The sequence below is a fragment of the Micromonospora saelicesensis genome, assembly GCF_900091575.1.
Classification (GTDB): Bacteria; Actinomycetota; Actinomycetes; order Mycobacteriales; family Micromonosporaceae; genus Micromonospora; species Micromonospora saelicesensis.
In genome coordinates, this window is the sequence record NZ_FMCR01000007.1 from 1 (window position 1) to 25,180 (window position 25,180).

Annotated in this window: 23 protein-coding genes and 3 pseudogenes; 12 read left to right on the forward strand and 14 right to left on the reverse strand. The window is 72.8% G+C overall.

Annotated elements, in window-relative coordinates; translation table 11 throughout:
* Both GA0070561_RS26415 and GA0070561_RS26420 read right to left on the reverse strand, forming a co-directional pair.
* Positions 1 to 378: pseudogene (locus GA0070561_RS26415) on the reverse strand (hypothetical protein); the annotation flags it as partial.
* 680 nt (positions 379 to 1,058) lie between these two features.
* The gene (locus tag GA0070561_RS26420; protein ID WP_091406543.1) at positions 1,059 to 1,373 is read right to left on the reverse strand and encodes a MazG-like family protein; all 315 of its coding nucleotides are present in this window, start codon (positions 1,371 to 1,373) and stop codon (positions 1,059 to 1,061) included.
* A 189-nt stretch (positions 1,374 to 1,562) separates the two neighbouring features.
* Between GA0070561_RS26420 and GA0070561_RS26425 the strand changes: the two genes are divergently transcribed.
* Entirely contained in the window at positions 1,563 to 2,933 is a 1,371-nt protein-coding gene (locus GA0070561_RS26425; RefSeq protein WP_091406546.1) for an alpha/beta hydrolase family protein, read from the forward strand.
* Positions 2,934 to 3,000: 67 nt separating this feature from the next.
* Here GA0070561_RS26425 and GA0070561_RS34785 read toward each other — a convergent pair.
* The 3 genes and pseudogenes from GA0070561_RS34785 to GA0070561_RS26435 all read right to left on the reverse strand — a co-directional run.
* A pseudogene (locus tag GA0070561_RS34785) lies at positions 3,001 to 3,441 on the reverse strand (hypothetical protein); the annotation flags it as partial.
* Positions 3,442 to 3,521: 80 nt separating this feature from the next.
* A pseudogene (locus GA0070561_RS34790) lies at positions 3,522 to 3,714 on the reverse strand (hypothetical protein); the annotation flags it as partial.
* A gap of 568 nt (positions 3,715 to 4,282) precedes the next feature.
* Entirely contained in the window at positions 4,283 to 4,843 is a 561-nt protein-coding gene (locus tag GA0070561_RS26435) for a VOC family protein (protein WP_244166444.1), read from the reverse strand.
* 68 nt (positions 4,844 to 4,911) lie between these two features.
* Between GA0070561_RS26435 and tsaA the strand changes: the two genes are divergently transcribed.
* Positions 4,912 to 5,340 carry a tRNA (N6-threonylcarbamoyladenosine(37)-N6)-methyltransferase TrmO gene (gene tsaA / locus GA0070561_RS26440; RefSeq protein ID WP_091406550.1) on the forward strand — a complete coding sequence of 143 codons (429 nt, stop codon included), beginning with the start codon at positions 4,912 to 4,914 and terminating at the stop codon, positions 5,338 to 5,340.
* A gap of 100 nt (positions 5,341 to 5,440) precedes the next feature.
* Here tsaA and GA0070561_RS26445 read toward each other — a convergent pair whose 3' ends face one another.
* Positions 5,441 to 6,070, reverse strand: coding sequence for an MBL fold metallo-hydrolase (locus tag GA0070561_RS26445; RefSeq protein ID WP_091406551.1), 630 nt, complete (start codon positions 6,068 to 6,070; stop codon positions 5,441 to 5,443).
* The gene (locus tag GA0070561_RS26450; RefSeq protein ID WP_091406553.1) at positions 6,067 to 7,155 is read right to left on the reverse strand and encodes an S-(hydroxymethyl)mycothiol dehydrogenase; all 1,089 of its coding nucleotides are present in this window, start codon (positions 7,153 to 7,155) and stop codon (positions 6,067 to 6,069) included. The genes GA0070561_RS26445 and GA0070561_RS26450 overlap by 4 nt, the downstream gene beginning before the upstream one ends.
* Positions 7,156 to 7,339: 184 nt before the next feature.
* Between GA0070561_RS26450 and GA0070561_RS26455 the strand changes: the two genes are divergently transcribed.
* Both GA0070561_RS26455 and GA0070561_RS26460 read left to right on the forward strand, forming a co-directional pair.
* Positions 7,340 to 7,759 (forward strand): hypothetical protein, encoded by a 420-nt coding sequence (locus GA0070561_RS26455; protein WP_091407295.1) that lies wholly within the window; start codon positions 7,340 to 7,342, stop codon positions 7,757 to 7,759.
* 24 nt (positions 7,760 to 7,783) lie between these two features.
* Positions 7,784 to 8,956 (forward strand): low temperature requirement protein A, encoded by a 1,173-nt coding sequence (locus GA0070561_RS26460; protein ID WP_208603860.1) that lies wholly within the window; start codon positions 7,784 to 7,786, stop codon positions 8,954 to 8,956.
* Between the two features lie 6 nt (positions 8,957 to 8,962).
* Here GA0070561_RS26460 and GA0070561_RS26465 read toward each other — a convergent pair whose 3' ends face one another.
* From GA0070561_RS26465 to GA0070561_RS26485, 5 genes are read right to left on the reverse strand one after another with little or no spacing between them, the layout of a single operon-like run.
* A complete protein-coding gene (locus tag GA0070561_RS26465; protein ID WP_091406555.1) occupies positions 8,963 to 9,874 on the reverse strand; it encodes an SDR family NAD(P)-dependent oxidoreductase in 912 nt (303 codons plus the stop codon).
* 22 nt (positions 9,875 to 9,896) lie between these two features.
* Entirely contained in the window at positions 9,897 to 11,405 is a 1,509-nt protein-coding gene (locus GA0070561_RS26470) for a flavin-containing monooxygenase (RefSeq protein ID WP_091406556.1), read from the reverse strand.
* Between the two features lie 59 nt (positions 11,406 to 11,464).
* Positions 11,465 to 11,995 carry a hypothetical protein gene (locus GA0070561_RS26475; protein WP_141710458.1) on the reverse strand — a complete coding sequence of 177 codons (531 nt, stop codon included), beginning with the start codon at positions 11,993 to 11,995 and terminating at the stop codon, positions 11,465 to 11,467.
* A 10-nt stretch (positions 11,996 to 12,005) separates the two neighbouring features.
* Positions 12,006 to 12,467 carry a hypothetical protein gene (locus GA0070561_RS26480; RefSeq protein ID WP_091406559.1) on the reverse strand — a complete coding sequence of 154 codons (462 nt, stop codon included), beginning with the start codon at positions 12,465 to 12,467 and terminating at the stop codon, positions 12,006 to 12,008.
* Complete coding sequence (locus GA0070561_RS26485) at positions 12,467 to 12,946, reverse strand: hypothetical protein (RefSeq protein ID WP_091406561.1); 480 nt, start codon at positions 12,944 to 12,946, stop codon at positions 12,467 to 12,469. The genes GA0070561_RS26480 and GA0070561_RS26485 overlap by 1 nt, the downstream gene beginning before the upstream one ends.
* A gap of 44 nt (positions 12,947 to 12,990) precedes the next feature.
* On the opposite strand from GA0070561_RS26485, the gene GA0070561_RS26490 reads away from it, so the two are divergent.
* The 8 genes from GA0070561_RS26490 to GA0070561_RS26525 all read left to right on the forward strand — a co-directional run bounded on the left by GA0070561_RS26490 (position 12,991) and on the right by GA0070561_RS26525 (position 22,906).
* Positions 12,991 to 13,968 (forward strand): helix-turn-helix transcriptional regulator, encoded by a 978-nt coding sequence (locus tag GA0070561_RS26490; RefSeq protein ID WP_091406564.1) that lies wholly within the window; start codon positions 12,991 to 12,993, stop codon positions 13,966 to 13,968.
* 92 nt (positions 13,969 to 14,060) lie between these two features.
* Positions 14,061 to 14,693, forward strand: coding sequence for an ATP-binding cassette domain-containing protein (locus GA0070561_RS26495; RefSeq protein ID WP_167362495.1), 633 nt, complete (start codon positions 14,061 to 14,063; stop codon positions 14,691 to 14,693).
* A complete protein-coding gene (locus GA0070561_RS26500; RefSeq protein WP_091406569.1) occupies positions 14,690 to 15,967 on the forward strand; it encodes a type 2 periplasmic-binding domain-containing protein in 1,278 nt (425 codons plus the stop codon). Before GA0070561_RS26495 ends, GA0070561_RS26500 begins: the two co-directional genes overlap by 4 nt.
* A complete protein-coding gene (locus tag GA0070561_RS26505) occupies positions 15,964 to 17,730 on the forward strand; it encodes an ABC transporter permease (protein WP_091406571.1) in 1,767 nt (588 codons plus the stop codon). The genes GA0070561_RS26500 and GA0070561_RS26505 overlap by 4 nt, the downstream gene beginning before the upstream one ends.
* On the forward strand, positions 17,727 to 20,111 hold the full coding sequence (locus GA0070561_RS33965) for a tetratricopeptide repeat protein (protein WP_091406573.1): 2,385 nt from the start codon (positions 17,727 to 17,729) through the stop codon (positions 20,109 to 20,111). The genes GA0070561_RS26505 and GA0070561_RS33965 overlap by 4 nt, the downstream gene beginning before the upstream one ends.
* Positions 20,112 to 20,151: 40 nt before the next feature.
* Positions 20,152 to 20,775, forward strand: coding sequence for an ABC transporter ATP-binding protein (locus GA0070561_RS26515; RefSeq protein WP_091407301.1), 624 nt, complete (start codon positions 20,152 to 20,154; stop codon positions 20,773 to 20,775).
* Positions 20,772 to 22,193 carry a DUF6297 family protein gene (locus GA0070561_RS26520; RefSeq protein ID WP_091406575.1) on the forward strand — a complete coding sequence of 474 codons (1,422 nt, stop codon included), beginning with the start codon at positions 20,772 to 20,774 and terminating at the stop codon, positions 22,191 to 22,193. The genes GA0070561_RS26515 and GA0070561_RS26520 overlap by 4 nt, the downstream gene beginning before the upstream one ends.
* Positions 22,194 to 22,327: 134 nt before the next feature.
* A complete protein-coding gene (locus tag GA0070561_RS26525; RefSeq protein WP_091406577.1) occupies positions 22,328 to 22,906 on the forward strand; it encodes a dihydrofolate reductase family protein in 579 nt (192 codons plus the stop codon).
* On the opposite strand, the gene GA0070561_RS26530 is transcribed toward GA0070561_RS26525, so the two are convergent.
* Both GA0070561_RS26530 and pdxR read right to left on the reverse strand, forming a co-directional pair.
* On the reverse strand, positions 22,888 to 23,598 hold the full coding sequence (locus GA0070561_RS26530; RefSeq protein ID WP_091406579.1) for a helix-turn-helix domain-containing protein: 711 nt from the start codon (positions 23,596 to 23,598) through the stop codon (positions 22,888 to 22,890). The two genes, GA0070561_RS26525 and GA0070561_RS26530, sit on opposite strands and share 19 nt — an antisense overlap.
* A 70-nt stretch (positions 23,599 to 23,668) precedes the next feature.
* Complete coding sequence (gene pdxR, locus GA0070561_RS26535; protein WP_091406581.1) at positions 23,669 to 25,141, reverse strand: MocR-like pyridoxine biosynthesis transcription factor PdxR; 1,473 nt, start codon at positions 25,139 to 25,141, stop codon at positions 23,669 to 23,671.
* Positions 25,142 to 25,180 lie beyond the last annotated feature (39 nt).

A 25,180-nucleotide genomic window follows, 5' to 3' on the forward strand; every position in this document is an offset into this window, starting at 1 on the left:
CGGGCGCTGCTGGAACAGGCCCAGCGAGTCATGGTCGTTCCTGTCGCCCAGGTGACCCAGGTTCTCCAGCTTCGACTCCTGCAGGCTCGTCGCGATCGAGATCACCGCGGCCCGCTCCGGCAGACCCGCCTTCTTCGTCGCGGCGATGATCGCCTTCACGTTGGCCGTCTGCTCGTCGTTCAGGCTGATCCGGGACTGCTCGCCCTGGGTGCCGTGCGGAATCAGCTTGCTGGTGTCGGGCTTGTCGGCCTGTACCGCTACCGCGACGGGCTTGGCGTCGACGGGGTTGGCCACGTGGGCGATCGGACCGGCGAACACACCACCGGCGAACGCGAGACCAGCAACAGACAGGACGCTCTTACGCATGATCGTGTTCATGGGGGTAGCTCCTTCGGGGGTAGGACACCCCAACCGCCAAGGGGGGCGGCGGCAGGGTGTGAGCACCTCGTCCGGCGCTGCACGTACAAGGGGGGAAAGTTTTGGGGGGGGTGACGCCCGTGTCGGGCGTCGGGTCGGCGACCTGCGAGCGGGGGGCTCGCGGCGCCGGGTCCCTGTGTAACGACCCGGGGGCCGGGGTCATTCCGGGGTTGGCCCACCTGCCGGCACCCTCATCGTGGCGGTGCCTGCGGTCGTTCGTGGGGACTGCAACGACCGGGTGGAGGCTGGCATTCCGACCTGCGCGACCAGCCCCCTAAGGTCGGGCGGCGGGTCGGTGGTACTGCGATCGTCAGGGTATGTAACGACCCCGACCCGGCCATGATTCCGGCCCACGAGTGCGCCCGGCCACACCCCACGAACACCCAACATCGGACAAACCGCCCACACACGCCAGGCCCCATCGCGTCGAATCACCCCCATCCCCCGCGTGATCCACTCGGGTTCACGGAAGTCGGGGCATCCGGGTCTCCAGGACACCGCGACATGTCTCCGGGACACCGCGACATCAAGGAACCCGAGTCGACCACGAACGATGCGACCGGCGCACAACGCCCAATGCGGTCAACGCACCAGTCGGCCGGCGGGAAGGGCGGACGGCAGTGAGCGGGCGCTACGGGCGGTTATTGGCCTGTCAGGCGGGAGCGCACCTTTGCGGCGCAGGCGTCCAGAGCCGTCTGCGCGTCCAGCCCGAGGCTTTCGATGGCCACCAACGCGGTGAAGGCGACGTCGGCCAACTCCGCCGCGACGTCCTCGCGGGTGTGGGTGACACCCTTGCGCGGATTCTGCCCGAGCAGGCCGATCCAGGCAGCCGAGGCCTCCCCCGCTTCCTCGGTGAGCTTGAGGATGCGGCAGGTCAGCTCGGTCTGCCCGGTGCCGTTCGCCGCGTCCAGCCAGCCGCGTGACGCTCGGGCCGCCGCCCAGATCGACTCGTCCACGACGACCAGTCAACCCGATCGGCCCACCGGCCCGAACGACCGGGTACGGCTGGACAACCGTGTTGACCGGCGGATCAGCGAACCCATTGACACTGGTCGACGGCGGTTCTAGGTTCAGGACGCTACCGGCCGGTAGGCAACCGTCCCGCTGGTCGCCCCCGGGCGACAACCGTCCGATGGGGAGCATCGATGCTGTCCACACCCGTTCGTACCCTCCGCCGCCTGCTCGCCGCCGCTGCGACGCTGACCCTCGCGGTCGGACTGGCCGGTGCCGCACCGGCCACCGCCACCGGTCGCGACGCGAGGGGCGGCGAGCCGCTGCCCGGCTACACCATCGAGAATCCGCCGTTGGCGCCACTGGTCGTAGGCGGCAAGCCGACGACGGTACGTCAGGGCGTGCACCGCCACGCCGGGTACATCATCGAGGTCCCCGCCCGGTGGAACGGTGACCTGGTGTTGTGGGCGCACGGCTACCGCGGCCAGGGCACTGTGCTCTCGCCGGAACCGCCGGCGTTCGGGCTGCGCCAGCGCCTGCTGGAGCAGGGGTACGCCTGGGCGTCGTCCTCGTACGACCGCAACGGCTTCGACATCCGCTCCGGGGTGCTGGGGACGAAGGATCTCGCCGACCACTTCGGGCGGACGGTCCGCCGGCCGCAGCACACGTACGTCGCCGGGGTGTCGATGGGCGGGTACGTCATCGGTCGTTCACTTGAGCAGTACCCCGGCTTCTACGACGGCGCGTTGCCGATGTGCGGTGTGCTCGGTGATCAGACGCTGCTCGACTTCTACCTGGACTACAACCTGGTCGCGCAGGCGCTCGCCGGAGTACCGGCCTATCCCACGCCGGCTGACTATCTGACCAACGCGGTGCCCCGCATCCAGGTGGCGCTCGGCCTGGCCGGGCTGACTCCCACCGGGCCGGACACCACCACCGAGCGGGGCAAGCAGCTGCGGGCGATCACGGTGAACCGTTCGGGCGGGCCGCGTCCGGGAGCCGACGCCGCGTTCGCGGTCTGGAAGGACTTCCTCTTCTCGATCAGCGTGCCCACCGGGAGCGGCAACTCCCCCGCCCAGCGGCCCGGTCAGCTGTCCACCAACCTGCTCACCCGCTACAGCCCGAACAGCCCGGTGAACGTCAACGCGACAGTGCAGCGGGTCGCCCCGGAGAACCTGCGGCAGCGGCTCCTGCCGACGCTGACCGAGGTGCCGCGGATTGCCGGCCGCCCGACCGCGCCGGTGCTCAGCCTGCACGGTCTCGGCGACCTGTTCGTACCGTTCAGCATGGAGCAGGCGTACGCCACCGACGTGGCGCGGCACGGTCGCAGCAGGCTGGTGGTTCAGCGGGCGATCCGGGCCACGCAGCACTGCGAGTTCACCCCGGCGGAGGCCGGCGCCGCCTGGGACGACCTGGTGTCCTGGGTACGCACCGGCAAGCGCCCGGCCGGCGACACCGTGACCGACCCGGCGGTGGTGGCTCGACCCGACTACGGCTGCCGGTTCAGCGACCGGGACGCGTACGCGGCCGGGGTCGGCACCCGCCGCCTCTACCCGGCCTGCTGAGGTACCCCGGACACGAAGAACCGGCCGGCTCCCGTCGAAGGGAGCCGGCCGGCCTCGTGTGCGGGTGTCACCAGAGCTGCTGGACGATGTCCGCCGCCTGCTCCTCCCACTGCGCGTACGCGTACGGGAAGGCGGAGACCTGCACGGTCTGCGCGGCGGTGGTCAGCGGCAGGTCCTGCCAGCCGCCAACGTTCTTGAGTGCGGTGAAGAACGCCGTGGCGGCGTACTCCGGGTCGGTGATCTGGTCGGGCGTGCCCCAACCGGACGACGGACGCTGCTGGAACAGGCCCTGCGAGTCGTGGTCGTTGTACGCGCCGAGGTGGCCGAGGTTGTACAGCTTCGACTCCTGCAGCGAGGTGGCGATGCCGATCACCGCACCTCGGTCACCGACGCCGGTCTTCTTGGCGGCGTCGACGATGGCCCGGGCGTTGGCCAGCTGCGCGTCGTCGAGCGGTACGCGCGACTGCGCGCCCTCGATGCCGTGCGGGATCAGCTGGGCTCGGCTCGGCTTGCCGGCCGGCGGCTTGCCGGTGGCGGAGCCGGTGGTAAGGCCCGACTCGACGGGCTGCTCATCCTGGCGTGCCGAGGTGGCGGCCTTGCCGGTGGCGAGGTCGATGGCGGCGACGGCGCCCTGGTGCGGTCCGGAGGTGACCGGGGCGGCGGCGGCGGTCGGCGCGAGCGCCAAACCGCCGAGAGCGGCGACACCCGCCACGCTCAGCGCGGTCTTGCGGTACGAGTCCTTAGCGATGGCGGGGAGCCATCGAGTGAAGTCGACCTTCACGATGGTTGCCCTTTCGATCGTGCGGAGCGCTCCGGGGTGAACACTCCTCGGGAGATGACCGCGGAAAAGGGTTTGGGCTCCGGCGGTACGGGGGACACAACCGGGTTCACCTGTCGGGCATTCCGGAATTGCCCGAAGCTTGGCCGGGTGCGGTCCCGGTCACGCGCAGAGTCGGACATGGCGGCCCTGCCGACATCAGGCCAGACAGCCGTGACGCAGGGTGTTTTCGGAGCCCGGGGGCAATGGCCGAACGCCAGCCTTTGCTCTGCCTACTTATACGCACCGGTCACTTTCCGCGACTGCGGTAAGAGACCTCGCGGCTGGTGGGGAGAGTGCCCATTCGCAGCTCGCGGGGACATGGCGCCTATAGGTAAGCAGAGCAAAGGGGCCATGCAGGGTGATGGAGGGCAGGCAACTAGCGGTGCGTCGCTACCGTGAGTGGGCTGTCCAGGCCAGCACGGTCGGTTGACTTAGTCGCGCGGCTCGCCCTAGCGGACGAGAACGCGCCAGGCTGTTCGGGGTGCCGGAGGGTCTCGGTCGACAAGGCCCGGTCCGCCCACCGCCGGACTCAGCTGTCCCCGTCACCTTTGGGCTCCGCATCCCGCGTACCGACGCCCTCGTCCGGCCTGAGGAGTTCCTGGAAGATGGTGATCTGGAGCCCGGCAGGGGCGTCGAGGCGGGAGTTGAGTGACTGCCACGGCGTACGCGTCGGCGGCGCGATCTCGCTCGCACCGGCGGCCACCAGTCGGGCGGTCGTCGCCTCCGTGTCGTCCACCTCGAAGGCCACCCGGATCCGCGGCGCGACCTGCCGACCCACCTCGACCTCGTCGATCAGGCGCTTCTGTGCGGGGTTGGCGATCTCCAGGGTGGCGCGGCCGGCGTCCAGGATCACCACCCGCGCATCCCCCTCGCCGCTGAACGCCGCCTCCTCCGGCAGGCCCAGCGCGTCGCGGAAGAACGCGACGGCGGCCTCGTGGTCGGTGGCCTCCACCACGAGGCGCAGCTGACGGACGGCGGGGGCCGGCGAGTCGGCGAGGGCGGATGAGCCGGCAGGGGCCGGCGAGTCGGCAAGGGCCGGCGAATCGGCAGGGGCGGGCGAGTCGGCGGGGGCGGGCGAGTCGGCGGCCATGAGCGAGATCCTAGCGTCGCGGCAGGGCTGGGTAGGGCTAGGTTGGGACGGTCCAGGAGGGAGCGACGATGGTCGAGGCAGTGAGTGACGACGCGTACCTGCTGCACCCGGTCGGCCGGGTCGCCTCGTCGCTGACCGACGCGGCGAGCGCGCCACGGCAGGGCGACGAGGGCGCGCCGACGGCGTGGCTGGTCTTCGACCCGCAGGTCGAGCGGGCCGTGCGTGACCTGCGGGTCGGCACGGAAATGCTGCTGCTGACCTGGTTGGACCGTGCCCGGCGCGACGTGCTCGCGGTGCACCCGCGCGGCGACGAGAACCGTCCGGAGACCGGGGTGTTCAGCACCCGCTCACCGCACCGACCCAACCCGATCGGGCTGCACCGGGTGCGGGTCCTGGCGGTGGACGGGCTGCGCGTCGAGGTGGCCGACCTGGAAGCCCTCGACGGCACCCCGATCCTGGACGTCAAACCGGTGCTGGGCGCGGCCGACGAACGCTGAGCCCGTCGACCACCCCAAAACGCCAGCAGACCGTCGACCAACGCGCCAACCACGCCAGCAGACCGTCTCGTCAGCCCGACCTGAGACGCCCGCAGGGGTGTCAGTGGCCGCGGTCCAGCCACTCCTGCAGGTGCGGGGCCTCTGCGCCGATCGTCGTGTCGTCGCCGTGGCCGGTGTGCACGACCGTCTCCGCGGGAAGGGTCAGCAGGCAGGTGCGGATCGACCGGACGATGGTGTCGAAGTCGCTGTACGAGCGGCCGGTAGCGCCCGGACCACCGGCGAAGAGCGTGTCGCCGGTGAACACCGCCCCCAGCTCCGGCGCGTGGAAGCTGCACGCCCCGGGGCTGTGCCCGGGGGTGTGCAGCACCCGCAGCGTGGTGCCGCCCACCTCGATGCTCTGCCCGTCGTGCAGCTCGCCGTTGGGCGGCAGGTGCGGGTGGACCATGTCCCAGAGGACCCGGTCTGCGGCGTGCAGCAGCACCGGTGCGCCGGTGGCCTCGGCCAGCTCGGGCGCCACCCGGACATGATCGTCGTGGGCGTGGGTGGCCAGGATCGCCCGGACCTGCCGGTCGCCCACCAGGGCGAGGATCGCCGCCACGTCGTGCGGCGCGTCCAGGACGACGCACTCGCGGTCGTCACCGATCACCCAGACGTTGTTGTCCACGTCGAAGGTCTGCCCGTCGAGGGAGAACGTGCCCGAGGTGACCGCGTGGTCGACGCGGGCGGTCACGGGAACACCACCACCGAGCGGAGCACGTCGCCGTGGTGCATCCGGTCGAAGGCGTTCTCGACCTGGTCGAGCGCGATCTCCTCGGTGACGAACGCGTCCAGGTCGAGCCGGCCCTGCAGGTACAGCTCGGTGAGCATCGGGAAGTCCCGGCTGGGCAGGCAGTCGCCGTACCAACTGGACTTGAGGGCGCCGCCACGCCCGAAGACGTCCAGTAGCGGCAGCTCGATCTGCATCTGCGGGGTCGGTACGCCGACCAGCACCACCGTGCCGGCCAGGTCGCGTGCGTAGAACGCCTGCTTCCACGTCTCCGGTCGGCCCACCGCGTCGATCACCACGTCAGCGCCGAAGCCACCGGTGGCGGCACGGATCGCCTCGACCGGGTCGGTCTCTGAGGCGTTCACCGTGTGCGTGGCACCGAACTTGCGAGCCCAGTCGAGCTTGCGGCTGTCGGTGTCCACAGCGACGATCGTGGTGGCGCCGGCGAGGAGCGCACCGGCGACCGCCGCGTCCCCGACGCCACCGCAGCCGATCACCGCGACCGAGTCGCCCCGGGTGACGTTTCCGGTGTTCATCGCCGCACCCAGCCCGGCCATCACCCCGCAGCCCAGCAGACCCACGGCGGCGGGTCGGGCCGCCGGGTCGACCTTCGTGCACTGCCCGGCGTGCACCAGGGTCTTCTCGGCGAACGCGCCGATGCCCAGCGCCGGGGCGAGTTCGGTGCCGTCGGTGAGGGTCATCCGCTGGGTGGCGTTGTGGGTGTTAAAGCAGTACCAGGGCCGACCCCGACGGCAGGCGCGGCAGACCCCGCAGACCGCCCGCCAGTTCAGCACCACGAAATCGCCCGGGGCGACGTCGGTGACGCCCTCGCCGACCTGCTCCACGATGCCCGCCGCCTCGTGACCGAGCAGGAACGGGTAGTCGTCGTTGATGCCACCCTCGCGGTAGTGCAGATCGGTATGGCAGACACCGCACGACTGAATCCGGACGATCGCCTCACCGGGCCCGGGATCGGGCACCACGATGGTGGTGACCTCGACCGGCGCGCCCTTGCTGCGGGAGATGACTCCCCGGACTTCCTGGCTCACTTCGCCTCCTGCTGGTGGTCTGCGGCAGGGCCGGGCGCCGGGTGGGCGGGTGTGCCACGGGCTCGGCGGTGGGCCCCCGGCGAACCTACCGCGACCACCACGGCCAGCCCAGCCGGCCCGGCGGGTTATCGCGGGCGGTCCGGGGTACGCGGGCCGCATTCGACCACGGCCGACGGGAGTGACCATGAAATCCGCGCACCTGCCACTGCGGGTCAGTATCGGCGCGTACTTTCTCAACTCGGGTCTGGGCAAGCGCACTCTGGAGGGCACCGCCGCGGAGGGCTTGCACGGGATGGCCGTCGCCGCCATGCCCCAGCTCGGTCAGTTGGAGCCGGCGCGCTTCGCCAAGCTGCTGTCGTACTCGGAGATCGCCCTGGGGGCCGCGCTGATCGCGCCGTTCGTCCCGGCGCCCCTGGTCGGGCTCGGCCTGACCGCGTTCGGCGCGGGTCTGGTGCAGCTGTACCTGAAGACGCCGGGGATGCGCGAACCCGGCAGCATCCGCCCGACCCAGCAGGGCGCGGGGTTGGCCAAGGACGTCTGGCTGGTCGGCGCGGGGCTGACCCTGGTGCTGGAGGGGCTGACGCACGGACGTCGGCGCGGCTGACCGCGGGCGGCCTGAGGAACTGCGGTGAGCCAGCCTCGGTCGGTGCGGCCGTTCTACCGGCCGATGCGGCCACGCCGTCGCGACGAGCCGCACCGCGCTGCCACGCCGCTGGAACTCTTCTTCGACCTGTGCTTCGTGGTGGCCGTGTCGCAGGCCGCCACCAACCTGCACCACGCCGTCTCCGAGGATCAACTCGTCCACGCATTGACCAGCTACCTGACGGTCTTCTTCGCGATCTGGTGGTCGTGGATGAACTTCACCTGGTTCGCCTCGGCCTACGACACCGACGACGACCTCTACCGGATCGCGACGCTGGTCCAGATCGCCGGCGCGTTGATCATCGCCGCCGGAGTGCCACGGGCGTTCACCGACGGCGATTTCAGCGTCATCACGTACGGCTACGTGGTGATGCGGATCGCGCTCGTCGTGCAGTGGTGCCGGGCCGCCGCCGGTGACCCGGCGCACCGCCCGGCGGCCCGGCGGTACGCGATCGGTGTCACCGTCGTCCAGCTCGGTTGGCTGCTCCGGCTGGCCCTGCCGCAGAGTTGGGGAACCGCGGCGTTGCTGCTGCTGGTCGTGGCCGACCTGCTGGTGCCGGCGGTGGCCGAGCGGCCGGGGATGACTCCCTGGCATCCGCGACACATCACCGAACGGTACGGGCTGTTCACCCTGATCGTGCTCGGTGACGTGGTGCTGGCCACGTCGGTGGCCATCCAGACCGGGGTGGACGCCGGCGACCGCCAGCTCTGGTCGCTGGCGGCGGCGGCCACCGTGATCGTGTTCGCCCTCTGGTGGCTCTACTTCGACCGGCCGATCGAGGCGCCCGGCCGGCTGCCGTACTCCCTGGTCTGGGGCTACGGCCACTACCTGATCTTCGCGGCGGTCGCCGCGGTCGGCGCGGGCCTGAGCGTTTCGGTGGACCACGAGCGGCACCTCGCGCACATCTCGGAGAGGACCGCCGGGTACGCGGTGGCCGTCCCGATCGCCGTCTTCCTGCTCACGGTCTGGGTGCTGCACGTACGTCGGCAGCAGCACGGCGCGGTGGTCGTCGCCTTCCCGGCCGTCGCGCTGCTGGCACTGCTGGCACCGCTCGGTCCGGCACCGGTGTACGCGATGGCGGCACTGCTGGTCGCCCTCGTGGCGTTGACCGTGTTGTTGCGTTGCCGCGATACGGGCCCGAGCGCGACCGTTGCCTGACCGCGCTCACGCCACCTCGCGGGCCGGGTCGGCGAGGGTGTCGGCGGGGCGTTGCGCGGGGACGGCGGGAGCGGGCGGCGCAGGGCGGACCACGCCCCGGTTCAGGCCGGTGACCAGGAGCCGGTTGTACGAGGCCGGCATGACCCGGGCCAGCAGGTCGGGCAGCTTCGCCGACCAGCCGATCAACACCCGGCCCCGACGCCGCTCGACGCCGCGCAGGATCACCTCGGCGGCCCGCTCCGGCGCGATGGTCAGCAGCTTCTCGAACTGCGCCCGACCGGCCGCGTACTCGTCGTGGGAGACGCCACTGCCGATCCGGGCGTTCTCGGTGATCCGGGTGCGGATGCCACCGGGGTGCACCGAGGTCACCCCGATTCCGTCGTCGACCAGCTCGTGGCGCAGCGCCTCGGTGAAGCCGCGTACGGCGAACTTGCTCGCCGCGTACGCGGTCTGCCCGGCCGGCGCGATCAGCCCGAACAGACTGGATATGTTGACCAGGTGCGCGCCCGGCTCGGCCCGGAGGGTGGGCAGCAGCGCGTGGGTCAGCTGCGCCACGGCCCGGAAGTTGACGTCGATCACCCAGCTGAACTCGTCGAACGTCACCTGGTCGAACCGACCGCCGAGGCCCACGCCGGCGTTGTTGATCAGCAGGCGTACCCGGGGGTGTCGCTGGCCGATCTCCGCGGCCACCTGGGCGGTGGCGGTCTGGTCGGCGAGGTCCACCAGGTACGTGGCGAGCTGACGATCCGGGTGCTCGGCGCGGATCGCGGTGGTGACCGCGTCCAGCCGCTCGGCGTCACGGTCCAGCAGGACCAGATCACTGCCTCGGCGGGCCAACGCGTGGGCCAGCGCGGCGCCGATGCCACTGGCCGCCCCGGTGACCACGGCGGTCGCGCCGGCGAAGTCGAACCTCTGCACGATCCTGCTCCTCTGCTGGCGGTTACCGACGCTCGGACGCGACGGGACGGGGGGTGCGCTCGGGCACGGCCACCCCGCCGGCCCGCGAGAACCGCACCCCCTCGTCGGTGAGCCGGCCGTGCCGCATCAGCAGCACGTCGCGGACGTAGTTCTGGTGCAGCCGCCACGGCGTGGTCGCACCCTGCTTGGGCAGCGTGTCGACGGCGCGCAGCACGTAGCCGGAGCGCAGGTCGATCAGTGGCACCCGCTCTGGGTCGGGCGGTGGGAGCGGGGTGACGACCTGCTGGCCGGTGCGGTCCAGGTGCCGCAGCAGTCGGCAGACATAGCCGGCGACCAGGTCGGCCTTGAGCGTCCACGACGCGTTGGTGTAGCCGAGGGTCAGCGCGAAGTTCGGCACGCCGGAGAGCATCATGCCCTTGTAGGCCACGGTGTTCGGCAGGTCGACGTCCACGCCGTCGACCCGCAGCGTCAGGCCACCGAGGGCGAGCAGGTTGAGCCCGGTCGCGGTGACCACGATGTCGGCGGGCAGCTGTGCGCCGGAGGCCAGTCGGACACCGTTCGGGGTGAAGGTGTCGATGGTGTCGGTGACCACCGACGCGGTGCCGTCGCGCACCGCCGTGAACAGGTCACCGTCGGGGGCAACACAGAGCCGCTGGTCCCAGGGGTCGTAGCGGGGCGAGAAGTGCCGGTCGACGTCGTACCCCACCGGGAGCATGCCCCGCGCGGCCCGGCGCAGCACCCGCTTCACCAGGCCGGGCGCACGCCGGCTGAGCTGGAAGTTGACGGTGGACAGCAGCACGTTCTTCCAGCGCACCACCGGATACGCTGCCTTCGCCGGGAGCCGACGCCGCAACGCGTCGGCCAGGCGGTCGCGGGCGGGCAGCGCCAGAATGTACGTCGGTGAGCGCTGGAGCATGGTCACGTGCGCGGCCCGCTGCGCCATCGCCGGCACCAGGGTGACAGCGGTGGCGCCGCTGCCGATCACCACCACCCGCTTGCCGGTGTGGTCGAGGTCGTCGGGCCAGTGCTGCGGGTGCACCAGCCGCCCGGCGTACGCCTCGACACCGGGCAGGGGCGGGGTGTAACCCTCGTCGTAGCGGTAGTAGCCGGCGCAGGCGAAGAGGAACGAGCAGGTCAGCACCACGATTTCGGCGGTGTCGGTGCGCTGGGCGTGCACCGTCCAGCGGGCGGTGTCGCTGTCCCATTCGGCCCGCAGCACCCGGTGGCGGAAGCGGATGTGCCGCGGCACGTCGTACTCCTGGGCGGTCTCCCGCACGTACTCCCGGATGGTCGTGCCGTCGGCGATGGCCTTCGGCGCGGTCCACGGCTTGAACGAGTAGCCGAGGGTGAACATGTCCGAGTCGGAGCGGATGCCCGGGTAGCGGAACAGGTCCCAGGTGCCGCCTATGGCGTCGCGCGCCTCGAGCACCGCGTACGTCTTGTCCGGGCAGTCACGACGGAGGTGGCAGGCGGCGCCGATGCCGGACAGGCCGGCGCCGATGATCAGCACGTCGACGTGGTCGGAGGCCATCGCGTTCCTCCATCCGGGGCGGTGATCGGACCCTAACACCGCACCCGAACGGCCGAAAGTCAGCGCGAGACCACTCCCCCGCGGTCGAGTCGCGCTCGCGCACGTTGGTCGGCGAGCCGGACGAGCAACTGGTCGAAGTCGGCCGCGTCGAGCACCGGCCCGTTCTCCTTCCGCCAGCCCACACGCCGGGACCTCCGCTGCACCGCCGACTCGAACGCCCCGTCGGTCGTGCGCACCCAGCAGGCGAGGCGCGACGTGGGCTCGCCGAGGAACAGCGCCGGACTCGCCTCGAACCCGGTCACCCGTGACCAGAGCAGGGTGCGGGTGGAGAACACGTGCCGGAGCCGGACGCCCCGATCGTTGACGTAGATCCCGGTCAGGTGCAACCGGAAGGCGAAGGTCAGCCACACCCCCATGACAAGGAACATGCCGGCCATGCCCAGGGCGGCCCGGACGTCGATCTCACCCCGGATCAGCGCCCGCCCGGCCACGACCGACAGTGTCGTGGCCGCGGTGCACCCGACCAGCAGCATGAACCCGGTGAACACCTGCCGGGCGCCCCACGGGTCCATCCGCTGCCATCTCCGCATGGCCTGGAGGCTAGTCCTCCGATGCTCGGGTGAAGGTCATGATCCAGTTGGTCTCCCAGGTCTGCTCGCCGTCGACCGAGAACGCCTGCTCCCAGCGGGCGGTCGTCGCGCTGATGCCCGACCAGATGAACCGGCACCGGACCGGGCGCCCCTCGTGCTGGTCGTCGGCGTAGAAGTGGCCGACTCCGTCGACGAAGCGGCCCACCATCGGCGGCTGTCCCAGCACCCCGACGTCGCTGCTCATCCAGTAGATCGACCACTCCTGCCGGGCGGGGTCGAAGATCCGGATCGTGGCGCCGGCGGAGCCCTTGGTCGGGAAGGTGATCTCGTCGAAGTGACCGCCGCCGGCGAAGAAGCCGTGCGCCACCGACACCCCGGGAAACTCCTCCCACTCGTCGGAGCCGACCAGCCGCTTGCGCAGCCGGCGGTTGACGACGTTCCAGGTGCCCACAAAGAAGTCGAAGTCGCCCATCAGCGGCCCACCGGCCCTTCCGCTCGCGTGTCACGCAGATAATTGATCAGATTCGGACTCTCCGGCAGCAGCATGTGCCGGACCCAGGCGGCCCGCTCGTGTTCCAGAACCGCCAACTCCCAGACGCAGCCCACCGCCGGGCGGCGTAGGTGGACGAAGTGTGCCGGGTCGTCGTCGGGACAGTCCAGCGCCGGCTGCCCGGCCGCGGCGACGCGGACCTCCACCGCGTTGTCCCACACCCAGGTGTACGCCAGCAGATAGGCGCCGGTGTCCGCGCCCCGGTGCAGCACCACCCACCCGGCGGCCGGGGTGCCGTCGTCGACGACGTCGGCCAGCAGGTCGGGCAGCAGGTCGTACGCGGCCTTCTCCACCTCGGCTTCGATCGGTCGCTCCGGCTGGTCTATGTGGTAGCGCTTGAGTTGGCGGTCGCCGATCAGCACTGGTCCGGGCGTTCGTAATTCCTTGTCGCGAAATGCCATGCCGGGACGGTAGGACGGGTCCCCTGACAACTAGTGTCAGTGAAGTGCGGGCTTCTCGACTTCTCTCCGTCCTGCTGCTGCTCCAGTCGCACGGGCGGCTGACCGCCGCGCAGCTCGCCGAGCGGTTGGCCGTCTCCCCCCGCACCATCTACCGCGACGTCGAGTCGCTGCACGCCGCCGGCATCCCGCTCTACGGCGAGGCGGGGCATGCCGGCGGCTACCAACTGGTCGACGGCTGGCGGACCCGACTGACCGGGCTGACCGCCGAGGAGGCCGACCGGCTGTTCCTCGCCGGGCTGCCCGGCCCCGCCGACGAGTTGGGTTACGGCGACGTGGTGGCCGCGCTGCAACTCAAGCTGCACGCAGCGCTGCCCGCGCCGCTGCGCGACCGGGCGACCCAACTGCAACAGCGCTTCCACCTGGACACTCCCGGGTGGTATGCCGACGGCGACGCCTCCCCCGAGTTGGCCCGCACGGCCGAGGCGGTCTGGCGGCAGCACCGCGTCGAGGTGCGCTACCGCGGCTGGAACGGCGAGGTGACCCGGGTCCTGGAGCCGTACGGCCTGGTGCTCAAGGGCGGCCGTTGGTATGTGGTGGCCGACCAGCCCGGCCGGGGTGCGCCGGCGACCTACCGGGTCAACCAGATCCTCGCGTTGACCCCACTGGCGCAGGAGTTCGACCGCCCCGCCGACTTCGACCTGCCGTCCTGGTGGCGCGCGCATGTCGTGCAGTTCCGGGCCCGGCTGCACCGCGACGAGGCCCACGTCCGGCTCTCCCCCGCCGGGCGGGAGCGGTTGCGTGAAATCGGCAGCGATCCGGTGGTGACAGCGATGGACGGCAGCGCCGGGCCACCGGACGCGCGGGGCTGGGTGACCGCGGTGCTGCCGATCGAGTCGCTCACCCACGCCCACGGTGACCTGCTGCGCCTCGGCGCCGACGTCGAGGTGCTGACCCCGGTGGCGCTGCGCGAACGGCTGGCCGCCACGGCGGCCGGGCTCGCCGCGCTCTACTCCCCCGCCTGAACAGCCCCGATCGTCTCCACAGTGGAAGGGTCGGGGGCGTCGATTGTCGTCACGGTGTGCCACCCTGGGACGGTCATCAATGGTCACCGGAGGTGAGGGTCACGTTACGGCTACGCGCACTTGTCGCCGTCCCCGGCACCGGGCCGGTGACCCTCGACGTTCCCGCCGGCACGCTCGCCGCCCTGGTGGCGCCGCCCCGGTTCGGCACGGCCGTCGCCCGGGTGCTGGCCGGGCTGGCCCCGCCGGTGACCGGTCGCGTGCTCGTCGGCGACCGGGACGTCACCAGCCTGCCGCCGCCCCGCCGGCAGATCGGCTACGTGCCCGCCGGTGGCGCGCTGCTGCCGCAGCTCACCGTGCGGCGCAACATCGAGTACGGCCAGCGCAAACGCGAACGGGTGCATGAGGTGGCAAACGACTGGACAGCCACAGTGGTCGACCGGCTGGAGTTGGCGCTCTCCCTCGCGCTGCTGCCGCACCAGATCTCCGACGCCCAGCGGTTCCGGGTGGCGCTCGCCCGAGCGGCGGCCTGCCTGCCCGAGGTGCTGGTGGTCGACCTGCCGGCCGGTTCGGCGGGCGACAGCCGCCTCGGTGACCTGATGCCCCGCCTCTCGCCGCCGGACGCCCCGGGGGTGGCGGTGCTGGTCTGCACCGCCGACCCGGCCACCCTTGCCGAGATTCCGGTGCGGCACGAGCTGGTCACCGAGCCGAGCGAGGCGGCCCGATGAGGCCGGTCGCCCGGGTGAGTCGCCGTACGCTGCTGCGCGCCGCCGCCGCGGGCACCACCGCCCTGACCGCCGGCTGCTCCGGCGGAACCCGGTCGGTACAGGTCGCGGTGGTCTGGAGCACCAGCGAGCTGGACCGGTTCCGCGAGGTCGTCGCCGGCTACCCCGCCCAGGTGCAGGTGATCAGCGCCGGCAACGACATCGACGCGTTCCTGCGTGCCCGACACCTCGCCGGCACCAGCCCGGACGTGGCGATCCTGCCGCGCCCCGGCCTGGTCACCGAGTACGCCGAGCGCGGCTGGCTGAGCCCGGTGCGCGCGTCCACCGAGTACGCCGTACCCGCCGGATTGGGCGAGCTACTGACGGCCGAGGGCCAGCGCTACGGCGTCTGGGTCAAGGCGGCGCACAAGTCGCTGGTCTGGCACCTGCCCTCGATGCTGCCCGTGCAGCCGGCCAACTGGGACGCGCTGGTCCGGCAGACCCAGGAGCTCGGCGCGCTCGCCCGGCGCGGCGGCGGGCCGGCGCCCCTGGCCATCGGCGCCGCGGACGGCTGGGTGCTCACCGACTGGTTCGAGAACGTGCTGGCCGATCTGGCACCCGAGAGCTACAACGCCCTGGCCCGGCCGGACGCCGACTGGCAGGGCAGACCGGTGCGCGAGGCGCTGGACCGGCTCGCCGGGCTCTGGAGCATCAACGGGGCGTTCGTCGGCGGCGGCCGTCGTGCCCTGCTCACCCAGTACGAGGAGTCGGTGATCCAGGTGGTGCACACGAAGCGGGCGGTGATGCTCGTCGGAGCCGACTTCACCGCCGACGTCGCCGACCCGTTCCAGCGCGGCCCGGAGGCACCTGTCACGTTCCGGTTCCCGGGCACTCAGCCGGGCGGCGGCCCCCTGATCGTCGGCGGGGACGCGGCCGTGGCGTTCGCCGACGCCCGGGGTGGAGTCGAGCTGGTCGAGTGGCTCACCAGGGCCGACTCGTTCCGGCCGTGGCTGCGCGACGGCGGCTACCTCTCGCCCAACACCAATGTCGCGATCGGCAGCTACCGGGACCGCGTCGGCCAGGGTCTCGCCGAGGAGATGCGGGCGCCTGGCACCCTGCGTTTCGACCTCTCCGACCAGTTGCCCGGCGCGTTCACCGGCTCGGACGGGGTCGGCATCTGGCGGATCATGCAGGGCTTCTTCGCCGACGTCACCGACGGGGTCCGCGCCAGCGAGGCGATCCGCCGGGCCACCGGCCTGCTCGCCGCGGCGGCCCGCAGCGCGGGGGGCGGCCGATGAGCCAGGTGCGGGTCCTCGGCGAGCTGGCGGTCCTCGACGACGTCGGTCCAGCCCGGCGGGGTCGGGCCTATCCGGCGGCGGGGGCCACGTCGGCCCTGCTGCTGCCGGCCGCGGTGCTGCTCGGCGGGCTGGTGCTGTGGCCGGTGCTGCGGACCATGCACGCCAGCGTCACCACCGACGGTCGCTGGGTCGGCGCGGCGCACTTCCGGACCGCGCTCGCCGCCCCGGGAACCGGCGCGGTGGTCGGCAGGACGGTCCTCTGGGCCCTGCTGGTGCCGGCGGTGGTGACGGCACTGGGCTATCTGCTCGCCGCCGCGTCCCGCCGCTCCCAGGAGGGCGGCCTGGTCCGGTTGATCCTCCTGGTGCCGGTGGCGTTGCCGCTGGTCGTCACCGGGGTCACCTTCCGGCTGATGTACGACCCGGACCCGAGCCGGGGGCTGGCCACCCTGGTCGCGACCCGACTGACCGGCCGCCCGGTCGAGGATGCGCCGCAGTTGCTCGGGCCGGGGATGGTCACCGTCGCGTTGATGTCGGCGTTCGTCTGGGCCTGGGTCGGGTTGGCGGTGCTGGTCTTCCGATCGGCGCTGGACGCGGTGCCGCCGAGCCTCGCCGACGCGGTCCGTGCCTACGGCGGCACGCGTCGCCACGTGCTGTGGGACGCGCAGTGGCGGCCACTGCTACTGCGGACGACCGCTGTGGTCTTCGCGTTGGTGGCGGTCGGCACCAGCCGCACGTTCGACCTGATCCTGGTGATGACCCCGGGTTCGGTCCGCGACGAGGCCTCGGTGCTGGCGCTACGGATCTGGCAGACGTCCGGGGGCACCACCACCGGCGACGGCGCCGCGCTCGGCGTGGTGTGGCTGGTGGCGGTGATCGGCGGGATCATGGTGGCCGCGCTCTTCGTCCGGCAGGCCTGGCCCCCGCCGCGCGTCGAGGCGGCACCGGAGCCCGCCCCGGTCGCCCCGCCCCGGCGGGTGTTCCGGCTGCTCGCGGCGGGTGCCGCGATCGCCTGGCTGGTGCCGCTGGCGGTGCTGGTCGCCACGTCGGCGCACGGCCGGGTGGACGCCGCCGCGCGCGGCTGGTGGTCGGCGCCGCCGAACGGCGAGTCCTACCGCGACCTGGTCACCGGCACCGAGCTGTGGCGCACCCTTGGCTTCACCCTGCTGCTGGCCACCGCGGTGACCGCCACGGTGCTGGTGGTCGCGCTGCTGGCCGCGTACCCGTTGGCCTGGTTGACCGGGCCGGCCGCGCAGGCCACCGGGCTGCTGCTGCTGGCCGCCAGCGTCGTGCCGATCCAGGTCATCGCCGGGCCGGTCAACGAGGTGCTGGGCCTGGTGCTCTCCTCCGGCACGGCCCAGGGCCTGGCCCTGGTGCACATCGCGCTGGGCGTGCCGTTCGCGGTGCTGGTGCTGCGCAACGCGTTCGCCGACCTGCCGGTGGAGCAGGTCCGCGACGCCCGGTTGGGCGGGCGTCGGTGGTGGCACACCCTGCGTCGGTTGGCCCGGCACAACCTGTCGGCGGTGGTGGCGGTCTCCGTGCTGGAGTTCGTCCAGGTCTGGAACGACCTGGTGGTGGGGCGGCTGTTCGGGGGGCCGGGGTCGTCGCCGCTCGGGCCGTTCCTGGCCGAGCAGACCCGCAGCTTCGTGAGCAACAGTGGGGCGTTGGCCGCCAGCTCGGTGCTCGCCTCGGTGCTGCCGGTGGTGCTGGTGGTCCTCTCGCGGCGGCACCTGGTCGCCGGGCTCGTCTCCGGGGGTGTGCGGTGACCGGGCCGGGTGGTTCGCGTGGCGGCTCGCGCTGGCCGGCGCTGATCGCGATCGGCGGCGTGGTCGGCAGCGTCCTCGCCAACGTGGCCAGCAACCTGGCCGGCAATGTCCTCTCCGAGTTGGCTGCCAGCGTGCTGGGGCCGGTGACCATCGTCCTGGCCTCCGGCGGCGTCGTCGGTTACGTGGTGTACGAGGTGCGCCGCCGCCGCGCTGGCCGGGAGGTCGACCCCGAGCCGACGGAGGTGCTCACCACCCCGGCCGCCGGGGCACCCAATCTGCCCTACACGGCCGAGTTCACCGGTCGTGAGGAGCACGTCGACGCGCTGGTCGGTCTGCTCACCCGGGAGCACGCGGTGGCGGTTCTGGGACGACGCGCGGTGGGCACCTCCGCGTGCGCGGTGCAGGCCGCGAACGAGTGCCGGGAGGATTTCCCCGACGGGCAGTACTACCTGGACCTGCGGCGGCGCGGCCGACCCCGCTCGGCCCGGCAGGTGCTCACCGCGCTGGCCCGGATCCTGGGCACCACCCCGCCGATCTCCGGCCGGCCGGACGCGCTCGCCGCCGCCGCCGACGCGCTGCGCGGTCAGCTCGACGGTCGCAAGATCGTGCTGGTGCTGGACAACGTGGACCGTCCCGACCAGGTCCGGCCACTGTTGCCGCCCACCGCGCGCACCTGCCGCCTGCTGCTCGCCGGTGGTCCGGCGCTGGTCGGTCTGGAGGGTGTGGTCGCGCACTGGATCGCCGAACCGGGCACGTCCGAGGCGGTGGAGCTGTTCGCGACGGCGGGCGGGGCCGCGCCCGCCGCCCGGGTCCGTCGCGCCGACCCGCGCACCGATCCGGCGGTACGCGAGATCGTCGACCTGTGCGGCCGGCAACCGCGTACCGTCCGCGCGCTCGGTTACCGCACCGCTCAACACGGCTGGCGGCACTCCGACGTGCTGGACGCGCTGCGCCGCGCGGTGCAGACGCCACCGCACCAGCGGCTCGCCGTCTCACCGGCGGCCCGCCTGGTCACCGAACGGGACATCGCGTACCGGGTGTTGCCCCGCCAGGCCCGACGGTTGTACCGGTTGATGTCGCTGGTTCCCGCCCCGGTGGACCGGCCCACCATCGCCGCGCTGGCCGGACGGCACCCCGAGCTGGTGACCGCACTGCTCGACCGGTTGGCCGCGGCGGCGTTCGTGGTCGGCGCGCCCGGCGACCGGTACGAGATCCGGCCCCTGCTGGCCGGCAGCGCCCGACTGCACCTGCGGGACGCGGATCCGGTCCGGGCCCGGGTCGCCGCGCAGGCCCGGCTGACCCGGCACCTGGCCCGCCGGGCCGAACGGCACGTGGCCAACCTGGCGGTGCTCGGCTCCCCGGGGGACCGGGAGTGGTCGTTGCCGCTGGACGACGACCCGTACGGCTGGTTCGACCTGCACCAGGAGCTGCTGCTGGCGGTGGTGCGGGTGCCGGCCGGCGCGAAGGAGACACTGCCCCGCCGGGTCCGTCGGTGGTGGTTCCGGTTGGCCGTGGCGCTGTGTGGGTGGCTGGCGTACGCCGACCGGCTCGACGAGTGGGAGCAGGTCTGCCGCACCGTGCTGGCCACCCCGACCGCTGATGACCGTCCGGAGATCGCCGGGTGGGCGCACAACGAGCTGGGGGTGCTGCGTCGACGCCGGCACGACCCGCAGGGTGCGGCGGCCGCGCTCACCCTCGCGGTCAACGAGCGGGGGCGGCGGGGCAACGCCCAGGCGCGGATGAACCTCGGCCTGGCCCTGCTCGACCTGGGGCAGCTCGACGACGCGGTGGAGCACCTGGAGATGTCGCGTCGACACCGCTCCGGCGCCGACCGGGCCGGGCACGCCCTCACCGAGCTGGGCCTGGGCGCGGCCCAACTGGCCCGGGGCGAACCGGACACCGCGCACCACCACCTGGTGCGGGCGGCCAACACGTTCCGGTCGGTGGGCGACGCGCGCGGGTACGCGGCGGCGCTGACGAACCTGGTGCTGGTGCACGCGGCGCTCGGCGAGCACCTGGACGCCGCCCAGGCGTGGCGGGCCGCACTGCGCGAGTACGAGTCGGTCAACGACCCGACCAGCCGGGCGACGGCGCTACTCAACGCCGGGGCGACGCTGCTGAGCAGCACGCCGGGGCAGGCGCGGACGGCGTACGAGCTGCTGGCCGAGAGCCGCCGGCTGCGCGAGGAGACCCGGCCGACCGCCGGGCTGGCGCGTACCCTGCTCTACCTGGGTGACGCCTGCGCCGCGCTGGGCGAGCCGGCCGACGCGCGGCGGCACTGGGCGGACGCGGCGGCGGTGGCCGAGGAGGTCGCCGACGCCCAGGGGTTGGCCGCCGCCGACGCCCGACTGGAGGACGACGCGGACAGCCGGGTGACGTAGGTCGCTCGGGTTGGTCGGTGGCGTGGCTCTGGGAGACTCTGTGATCGTGGACGCGCTCTCGGTACGGGGACTCAGTCGCAACTTCGGCAACCTGGTGGTGCTCGACGAGGTGAGCTTCACGCTCCCGGCGGGCCGGATCGCGGTGGTGCTGGGCCCGAATGGCAGCGGCAAGACGACTCTGCTGCGCTGTGTCGTCGGCGCCGACCGGCCGGACGCGGGTGAGGTGCTGGTGCAGGGCCGCCGGGCCGACGAGACCGATCCTCAGGTACGGGCGCTGGTGGCGGCCGCCCTGGACGACATCGATTTCTTCCCCGACCTGTCGGTGGTCGAGCACCTGGAGCTGGTCGCGTACGCCCACGGGGGTGACGCCGAGCCGGTCGAGGAGGTCCTCGCCGAGCTGGGCCTCGAGGCGGCCCGCGACCAACTGCCGGTGACGCTGTCCAGCGGGCAGCGCCGCCGGCTGGCGCTGGCGTCCTGTTTCGTCCGGCCCCGCCGGGTGCTGATCCTGGACGAGCCCGAGCAGCGGCTGGACGTCCGCGGGCGACAGTGGCTCGCCGACCGACTCCTGCGGGAACGGGCGGCGGGCACGGCCGTGCTGTTGGCCTCGCACGATCCGGAGCTGATCGACGCGGTGGTCGACGAGCGCATCGAGATCGGCAAGTGACCGCGGCGCCGGCCACGATCGCCGACACGCCGGCCGGGGTGCCGACCGCCCGGCAGGTGCGAACCCACCTGCGCAAGGCCCGCAGCCGGCACCACGACCATTCCCTCGGTGACGTGCTCGGCGACGCGTACGTCATGGTCCTGTTCGTGGGCATGTACGGGTGGTTCGCGATCAGCGCCAGCCGCGACCTGCTGGACTCCCCCACTGTGGGGCAGGCCGAGCCGGGCGTGCGGTGGTGGCTGGCGGTCGCCGCGCTGCTGGCCGGCGCGGGGCTGGCCTGGCGTGGTCTGCGCGCGCTCGGCCCGCTGCTGGTCACCCCGGCGACGCAGAGCTGGGCGACCAGCGCGCCCATCGACCGGCGGGCCTGGCTGGCGCCGCGCTTCGTCCTGTTGCTGCTGGGTTCGGCGGCCGGCACCGCGGCGCTCGCAGTGGCAGTGGCGGCGCTCGGTGGGGTCAGCGAACCGTCCGCCCTGGGCTGGGCGGCGGCGGCCGGCGCGGGGTGGGGCGCGGCCGCGCTGGCGCTCAGCGTCGTCGCCCAGAGCAGCCGGGCGGGGCGACGCTGGCCGACAGTGGTCGGGGCGGCGCCGATGGTGGCGGCGGCAGTGATCACCGCCCTGGTGGTGCTCTTCGGTCGCCTCGACGACGGGCTGCCCCGGCCGACGACGACACCGACCGTCGCGTTGTTCGCCGCCGCGGTGCCCCTGGTAGGCGTGGGCGTGATCCTCGCGGTACGCGCGCTGCCCCGGGTCGACCGGGCCACCCTGACCACCGGCGCGCAGTTCGCCAACGCCGCCGCCACGGCCACGATCCTGCTGGATCCGAGCCTGCTCGCCGGCCTGGTGGAGAGCCGCCGCTGGCGCCGGATCGGCCGGGTCCGCAGCCGCCGGTTCCGGCCCGGCCCCGGCTGGTGGGCGCTGCTCCAGGCCGACGTACGCCGGTTGGGCCGCCACCCGAGCGCCGTGCTGATCTGGGCGGCGCTGATCGGGGTGCAGTACGCTGCCGCGCTCGCCCTGCCCGGGTTGGCCGGGGCCGCGCAGGTGGTCTTCGCGTACCTCGCCGCCAACCGGCTGACCGGCGGTCTGCGGTCGGTCAGCCGCTCACCCGGGCTGCGTCGGGCGCTCGGTGGCAGCGACAACCTGCTGCGCGGGATCCACGTGGTGGTGCCGGCTGTCGGCGCGGGCCTGTGGTGGTTGCTGACCCTGCCGACCGTCGACCCGGGGCCGGCCTGGCTGGCACCGACGCTGGCGCTCGGGGTGGTGGCCGCCGCGTTCCGGGCCGGCACCCGCCCGCCGATCGACTACGGCGGCGCGACGGTCAACACACCGTTCGGGATGATCCCGGTCGACCTGATGCGTCAGGGGTCACGGGGGCCGGCGCTGCTCGCCGTGCTGGTCCTCGTCCAGCTGTTCCTGGGCTGAGCGGGCTCATCCGCCCGGTCGGCCCGGGGCCCGATCACGGCACCACCCGCTGTCGTTTCCGTCCAAGACAGCGCCGCGACCGCGATCTAGCGTGGACCCCGGCAGCCCGCTTTCGAGCATGAGGAGACAACACAATGCGCGACCTGGTCTACACCGGTTTCATGTCGCTCGACGGCGTCGTGGACTCGCCCGGCGGCGGGCCGGGCGAGGAGCACCGCAGCGGCGGTTGGGTGTTCAAGGACCTCGAGTTCGTCCCGGAGGCCTGGTCGCTGAAGGGCGAGGAACTCGCTGACACGACGGCGTTGATGTTCGGCCGTCGCAGCTACGAGGCGTTCGCGCCGGTCTGGCCCGATTCGGAGGACCACGCCGACTACAAGGAGCTGCCCAAGTACGTGGTGTCGAGCACGCTGTCCGACGACGCGCTCGTCGACGGGTGGGGGCCGACGACGATCCTGCGCTCGACCGGGGACGTCGCCGCGCTCAAGCAGGGCGAGGGCGGAGCGATCTTCATCCACGGCAGCGCGGAGCTGGCCCGGCGGCTGTCCGACGAGGGGCTGATCGACCAGTACAACCTGCTCGTCTTCCCCGTGCTGCTCGGTGCCGGCAAGAGCCTGTTCGGCCGAGCCGACCGCGACAAGCACATGCTGACGCTGCGGGAGTCGGAGAGCTACTCGAACGGCATCCTCAAGCTGGTCTACGACGTCAAGCGCTGATCCAGGTCGAGGGCGATGGCGCCGCCGGTGCCCTCGCGCAGCTGCCGAACGGTGCGTCCGACGTAGCAGCGCAGTGCCCGGGCCAGGTGCGGCTCGTCGAAGTAGTCGAGCTTGGCGACCACGTCGGCGGCAGGGTCGCCGGTGGCCAGTAGCTCCGCCGCCGCACGGGCCCGCTCGACCTGCCGGACCGCGCCGCGCGTCAGTCCGGTCGCGGCGCGGAACCGGCGTTCGACGGTACGCGCCGAGATGGCCGGACGGCCTCCCCGCAGCAGTTCGGCGACGAGCGGGTCACGGACCACGGTCCCGGCCCGGACGAGGCTGTCGACCAGGGCCTCGGCGTCGTCGGGGCTGGGCGTCTCCCAGCGCGCACCGTCCAGCCGGAACGTCCGGCGTGTGGTGTCGGGAAGCTCGATGCCGCCGTCGACCAGCGTCGGCGTGGGCACGGCCCGCAGTGAGGTGCCCACGGCGAACTCGATGCCGGTGAAGGTAGCGCCCTCCGGCACCGGCGCCGTGCCGGTCCGGGTCTCGGGACCGGTGATGCTCGCGTACGTGCGGCCAGCCTGTTCCCAGAACACCAGGCCCCACCGCACTCCTGCCACGGACGTCATCGTGGTGACCTGCTCGCTCGTGCAGGTCCACACGGTGTCGACCCATGGCGAGTCGGACCCGCGCGTCTCGAACCGCAGTCCCACCGGCGAAGGATACGCCGGCGAGCACGTTGGACGGACGGTCTCGGCTCGACCGACACTTCCGAAACAAGCCCTAGCCGGAGCCAAGCGCGGCGGCGACAGCGGCGACGCCGTCCTCGATCTCGGTGGGCGTGCGGGCCGCGTAGCCGAGCACGAGGCCGGGCGGGTACGGCCGCTGGCAGTGCCAGGACAGCGGTTGCACCTTCACCCCGCGCGCCAGCGTCGCCGCCGCCAGCTCGGTGTCGACCACTGTGTCGTCCAGCGTGATCATCAGGTGCAGGCCGGCGGCGGCGCCGTGCACCGTCGCCGACGGCAACGCGCGGGCCAGCGCGGCGATCATGGCGTCCCGCCGACGGATGTGTCGGCGACGCAGCAGCCGCAGATGCCGCTCGAAGGCGCCGGAGGTCATCAACTCCGCCAGCACCAGTTGCGGTAGCACGGCGTTGCCCAGGTCGGCGTTGCGCTTGGCGGCCACCACGGCCTCGCGCAGCCGCGCCGGCACGAGCAGCCAGCCGACCCGCAGGGCGGGGGCGAGCAGTTTGGAGACGCTGCCGGCGTAGCAGACCTGCTCGGGCAGCAGGCCACGCAGCGCCGGCACCGGTGGACGGTCGTAGCGGTGCTCGGCGTCGTAGTCGTCCTCGATGATCAGACCGCCGGCTCGCGCCCAGGCGACGAGTTGGCGGCGGCGGTCACCGTCGAGCACCACGCCGGTCGGGAACTGGTGCGCGGGGGTGAGCATCACGGCCGGTACGCCGCTGGCGGTCAACTCGTCGACCCGCAGCCCGGCGTCGTCGACGCTGATCGGCGGGGTGTCCATCCGCCAGTTGTTCAGGTGCTGGCGCACCCCGAGCGAGCCCGGGTCCTCGACGGCGATCCGGTGGACGCCGGCGGCGGTGAGTGCCTGGGCGAGCAGCCCGAGCGCCTGGGAGACGCCGGCCACGATGATCACCTCGGCGGGGTCGACGCTGATGCCACGGTTACGGGCCAGCCAGGCGGCGACGGCCTGTCGCAGCGCGGGCGTGCCACAGGGGTCGCCGTACCCGAGGTCGGCTGCGGCGAGGCGGCGCAGCACGCTCCGTTCGGCGCGCAGCCAGTCCGCGCGGGGAAAGGCGGCCAGATCGGGTACGCCGGGCGTCAGGTCGATGCTCGCGTGCGCCGCGCGTACCGCGTCGAAGATGTCGGTGCCCGGTGCCGGCGGGAAGGTCGTGACCGGTGCCGGCGCGGCGGCCGCTGTGGGTGTGGGCGCGGCCGGCGCGGCGACGACGACAGTGCCGGCCCGGCCCCGACCGGCGATGTGCCCCTCCTCGGTCAGGCGCTGGTACGCCTCGGTGACCACACCACGGGACACACCGAGGTCGGCGGCGAGCACCCGGGTCGGGGGCAGCCGGTCACCGACCGGCACTCGTCCTTCGGCGATGGCCTGCCGCAGCCGGTCGGTCAGCCAGGCGGCGCGCCCGCCCGGCGTCGCGTCGGTGATGGTCAGGTGCAGGAAGTCGGACCCGGCCGATATGGACCTCTCGGACGCAGTCGCTTTGGCTCTGCCCATCGGACCATTGTGGCAGCAGAGTGAGCAGGAGCCAGACCT